This window comes from Xenorhabdus bovienii (assembly GCF_024721015.1).
Classification (GTDB): Bacteria; Pseudomonadota; Gammaproteobacteria; order Enterobacterales; family Enterobacteriaceae; genus Xenorhabdus; species Xenorhabdus bovienii.
The window spans coordinates 1-4,054 of sequence record NZ_JANAIF010000137.1 but is presented as its reverse complement, the minus strand read 5'-3'; the positions used below and the strand labels follow the sequence as shown (position 1 = coordinate 4,054).

6 protein-coding genes and 1 tRNA gene are annotated in these 4,054 nt (G+C 44.1%); 2 read left to right on the top strand and 5 right to left on the bottom strand.

The genetic code is table 11. The features are described 5' to 3' along the window. Positions 1-80 precede the first annotated feature (80 nt). Positions 81-479: a M15 family metallopeptidase gene (locus NXS07_RS18840; protein WP_258087392.1), complete on the bottom strand. Its 399-nt coding sequence runs from the start codon at positions 477-479 to the stop codon at positions 81-83. After that, positions 466-792 (bottom strand): phage holin, lambda family, encoded by a 327-nt coding sequence (locus NXS07_RS18835; RefSeq protein WP_258087393.1) that lies wholly within the window; start codon positions 790-792, stop codon positions 466-468. The genes NXS07_RS18840 and NXS07_RS18835 overlap by 14 nt, the downstream gene beginning before the upstream one ends. A 267-nt stretch (positions 793-1,059) precedes the next feature. Between NXS07_RS18835 and NXS07_RS18830 the strand changes: the two genes are divergently transcribed. Further along, the gene (locus NXS07_RS18830; RefSeq protein WP_258087391.1) at positions 1,060-1,470 is read left to right on the top strand and encodes a hypothetical protein; all 411 of its coding nucleotides are present in this window, start codon (positions 1,060-1,062) and stop codon (positions 1,468-1,470) included. A 43-nt stretch (positions 1,471-1,513) separates the two neighbouring features. Here the strand turns inward: NXS07_RS18830 and NXS07_RS18825 are convergent. Beyond that, positions 1,514-1,589: transfer RNA gene (locus NXS07_RS18825), tRNA-Phe, on the bottom strand. Between the two features lie 135 nt (positions 1,590-1,724). On the opposite strand from NXS07_RS18825, the gene NXS07_RS18820 reads away from it, so the two are divergent. Further along, positions 1,725-1,919, top strand: coding sequence for a hypothetical protein (locus NXS07_RS18820; protein WP_038222823.1), 195 nt, complete (start codon positions 1,725-1,727; stop codon positions 1,917-1,919). A 303-nt stretch (positions 1,920-2,222) separates the two neighbouring features. On the opposite strand, the gene NXS07_RS18815 is transcribed toward NXS07_RS18820, so the two are convergent. Together NXS07_RS18815 and NXS07_RS18810 are read right to left on the bottom strand one after the other, a co-directional pair. Next, on the bottom strand, positions 2,223-2,759 hold the full coding sequence (locus tag NXS07_RS18815) for a DUF8616 domain-containing protein (RefSeq protein ID WP_258087390.1): 537 nt from the start codon (positions 2,757-2,759) through the stop codon (positions 2,223-2,225). A gap of 305 nt (positions 2,760-3,064) precedes the next feature. After that, the gene (locus NXS07_RS18810) at positions 3,065-3,844 is read right to left on the bottom strand and encodes an antitermination protein (RefSeq protein WP_258087389.1); all 780 of its coding nucleotides are present in this window, start codon (positions 3,842-3,844) and stop codon (positions 3,065-3,067) included. Between the last annotated feature and the right edge of the window lie 210 nt (positions 3,845-4,054).

The window sequence follows — 4,054 nt, the reverse complement described above, 5'->3', positions numbered from 1 at the left end:
CCGATACTCACTGTAATAGAACCAAAGCAGACCGGAGATAATCACCAGAGCGCCGAGGGTGAAGTACTGGCTGTTGAACTTCATGCCGGTATCTCAATATGGGGCGCATCCAGAAATCTAGCCGGCTTATCATTAGGGTTGTTCGTCCAGGTCATGCCAAACCGTAGTTTTATTCCCCGTTCTTCACCCGCCTGACGCATGGCATTCAATACCGGAAGCCAGCATTTATAATCGTTCCAGTTTCCACCTACCGGAAACAGATCAACCGCATGGCCTGTCAGATGGCGGGAATTCATTGTCCGGCTTTTCTTTTCAGCAACCAGTTGCTTTTGGCGTTCAAGCGTTCTAAGCCCTTCAATCACGGTGAAATCGACCGGAGATAATGCCAGCGCACGACGAACGATAGCCACCAAATCAGGATGGACGCCCTTGAGGTTATTTTCACTGCGTTGGCTGAACTTGAAGTTATTCATTGTCATTGCTGACCCCCGCTCTTTTCTCTGCCGCCTTACGCAGCAATTGACCGATGAAGTCTGTACCCAAGTAACCAATCACCACACTGCCGATGTAAGCCAAGTCAGGATTCAGACCCATGAAATTTAATACGTCACGAATGAACCAAGCGAACATGGCACACATAAAGGCGTCGATAGAGACTCGTAGCAAACCACCGCCGTGATAGCGTCCCCGGAGGAATGCCATTGTCCCCGCTAAGACTGCACCGATACCCTGCTCTTTTATCGAGACGAGCCAGTCACCCAGATGCATCCAGAAATCAGGATTTTCTTTCATCTTCATATTCCACCCCATTTGAACAATGGGCGTCCGTGGGGTGAGCTATGGTCGCCCCTGTGATTGGGTTAATAGGATGCCGATCGCAATAGGAGATACAGAGGTACTGAGAGTGATTGCGGTGGCGAATTAGGAGCTGTTTTGCTGATATTGCTAATATGACGTATTAGTCACGTTTTAGAATAAACCCAAACACGCAACCAAGACTAAACATTGATACACTAAACGAAATTAACGTAATAATGGATATTTCCATAGGGATACCTCATGACAATTGAAGTCATTATTGCTGTGATCGGTGTGTTGATTCCTGTTGTTCTTTACTTCTCTAACAGGAAAGATCAAGACAAAAAGGAGCGCAGGAAGATATCTAATGAGATATTGGTAAAACTCACCAAGGAAATAACCTTAATAGAATCTGGTAGATATCCATTTCAAACGCTAAACAAACAAGATTTTGACAAGTTGTTCGCTCTCATTCCAGAAAGGAAAGTGAAGAAACTTAAGTCTGCCATTAAGTCATATAAACGAGCTTACAATGAAACGGCTAAAATTCAACACTATCACGATACTCATCCATCTGATTATGTGGTCTTTCTTAACTCTTACGATGTTCTTAATCCGAAAGAGACCATTAAAGATTTGGAACCATTGAGGAAGTTTTTAAAGAAGATTTAAGTCGTGTAACAAAAAAGGCCGCATTGAGCGACCTTCAATAATTTGGTGGAACCTCTCGGAATCGAACCGAGTCCTGATGCTCTTCAGGCATCCGCGCGAACCCTCTACGCCAAAGTTCCAGATGTGAAAAAGGCCACGCCGAAGCGTAGCCTTGAATTTGAACTAGTCGGTCAGACCGATAGGTTGAGTTGTTCAGAATGACCGAGCATGTGATACTCATGCTAGATTTTAACATTTAATATAAAAGGATTTTTATGCAACCGAACGATAAAAACCCACTCAAACAAAAGTCATTTAAATTCATTCTTGCCGGCATGATATTACTTTTTACGGCGGGTATTAGATTGATTCAATATGATGATCTTTTACTGGGTACTGTCGAAAGCTTATTGGCTATTGGGCTTGTTCTCTTTGGGCTTAAATTGAAAAAAGGCGAAAATAAAAAGTAGACTGCTAGATTCCCTCGAATTCGGGGGAATTAAAATCCATCGAACTCATCACACCATTCGAATTCATCTTTCATGGGGGTGATCTCTTTTTCGCTGAAAATCACATTAACACGTTGATTTATCTAGCATGTGGGGGTGTTCTCTAACCCCGTTCGAGGTGTTGACCGCATCACCCAAAATCACATTTAACCTATTGATTTAAAAGTGATATAGGTGTTGACCGACCCTGATCGAGTTGTGGAGGCAGGTGCTGATTTCCTGCGTTATGCCATCTAACTCCCTATTTTGTACTCATCGCAGTGTTTAGTCATTAAAATCAAACCAACGGAAATTTCGTTCCGCTTCCTTTGATTCTTCTTCTTGTGGTTTTATTATCCAATAACGACCAGTCGTAACAAATTCCATCGCATCAATATGCTGCATTGAAGCCTTAACAGGCAAACCTGTTAAATGAGATAAGGCACTGGCAAAACCTGTTTTTCCAGTGTAACACGCAACTAACCGGATGCTTCGGATGTGATACCTTACAATTAGTGGCTTTATACTGTCTGCAAGATCATTGGGTGATAAAGGCCGTGCATCGGGTAACCTTTCCCTACAAGGAAAACCAGCAGCCTCAGTACCAGATAAAGGACATTCTACTGAGTGCCCTTGGAAAAGGGCTTCCTTTGGATGGCCGTGCCCAAAAATATTGAGTCTGGGACCTAGTTGGTGTTTCGGTATATCCAAAAAATAATGGTATTGTCTATCATCACTGACCACAAGCTTGACACTACCCTTCACCGCTTCCTGTAAAGACAGTTTGCAAATATCCTTGAAATAATGTCGATACCACCCCATACATCCTCCCCAAAGGTATATCTTATTGTGATACTGATACACCTAGGAGTACGGAATAGCAAGGATTTAAGACCAATACCTCTTTGCCATTCATCTCTGGCGTGGGTTGTTCGGATGCAGGACGGATAACTAAAGATTCGGTTATTGGTGCAGGCATGCGTTCACTTATGGATTTAGGACAATAAAAAGCCCCGCACTGAGCGAGGCTTAAAATTCGTAGTGAGTATAGTTACAAGTTCCCACTATTTGAAGATGTTAAGCCATCTTTATGCAAAATGCAAATACTGTTGATGACATAAAACAGTTTATTTTGTCACCTTGCTAAACATAGCTTCCGCACTGCTTTCTTCGGCGTAACACTTACCTACCAGCTTTTCATAAAAGGGCTTCCAGTTACGAGACCATGACGATTGAGTTAATGCAGGAACAAGCGCCTTGATTGCCGTATAAGCCACTGATGATGGCACTCTGCTGTAACCCCGCCCTGAGCATCGAGGGCAGATTTTATCAACCGGTACGCCCTGTAATGCGGTCTTTTCCTCATCGACTACGACACCCCGCCCCTTGCAGCGACAACGACTTGACAGTACGCCTTTCCCGTTGCACTTCTGGCAAAGTTCACCCACCTGCTCTTTTTCAATCCACGGTGCAATAATCACTTCACCGTCCGCACGAATAATGCCGGGATGTTTTTCAACTTCCTTCATGCCGTAGATAAGTCCTTTCCCGCGACATTCCGAACACTGGCAAGTTGACGCCGCTGAACGGGCATAATCTTCAAACGCCATTTTCGATAAGATAACTAGACATGGCCCCAATTTATTTCCCGCTGCCTTTGATATCAGCTTAGGGACAGTTCGCCTTGCATATCGGGTCAGCTCTTCTACGGTGCTGAACTTGTCTTCTTCACTGACGTCGTTCTTCGCAAAAAATGCCGCCATCCCGAACTTGGCTTGTGATCCCGCCATCCCCAAAGCTGCAGCGGTATCCATGCCTTTCATTCTGTCCGGTGCGGTACTGGTTGACGCATCACTGAATGTCGGTGTTTTCGGGTGAAAGTGTTTTAATGCTGATTCCAGTTTCATTGTTATGCTGTCTCCCGCTGTTTAATGACGATATTTTTTGCTTTTTTATATGCTTGTAACGCGTCTTCAATATCGTGATATCTTCCGAGGTGGTGATACTTGTCACCAATCTGTATCTTTGCTCTCCATTTCTTAGATGATGTCGTCATGAGATTTTCAGCCAAAGAACAAGGCAACGGATTTGCACTGCGGCAAGAAAAGACGCGCTAT

What these genes read in the sequence shown, in the direction of transcription:
- NXS07_RS18810 (WP_258087389.1), bottom strand. Translation starts at nt 3,844, where the DNA reads ATGAAACTGGAATCAGCATTAAAACACTTTCACCCGAAAACACCGACA.
- NXS07_RS18835 (WP_258087393.1), bottom strand. Translation starts at nt 792, where the DNA reads ATGAAAGAAAATCCTGATTTCTGGATGCATCTGGGTGACTGGCTCGTC.
- NXS07_RS18840 (WP_258087392.1), bottom strand. Translation starts at nt 479, where the DNA reads ATGACAATGAATAACTTCAAGTTCAGCCAACGCAGTGAAAATAACCTC.
- NXS07_RS18820 (WP_038222823.1), top strand. Translation starts at nt 1,725, where the DNA reads ATGCAACCGAACGATAAAAACCCACTCAAACAAAAGTCATTTAAATTC.
- NXS07_RS18830 (WP_258087391.1), top strand. Translation starts at nt 1,060, where the DNA reads ATGACAATTGAAGTCATTATTGCTGTGATCGGTGTGTTGATTCCTGTT.
- NXS07_RS18815 (WP_258087390.1), bottom strand. Translation starts at nt 2,759, where the DNA reads ATGGGGTGGTATCGACATTATTTCAAGGATATTTGCAAACTGTCTTTA.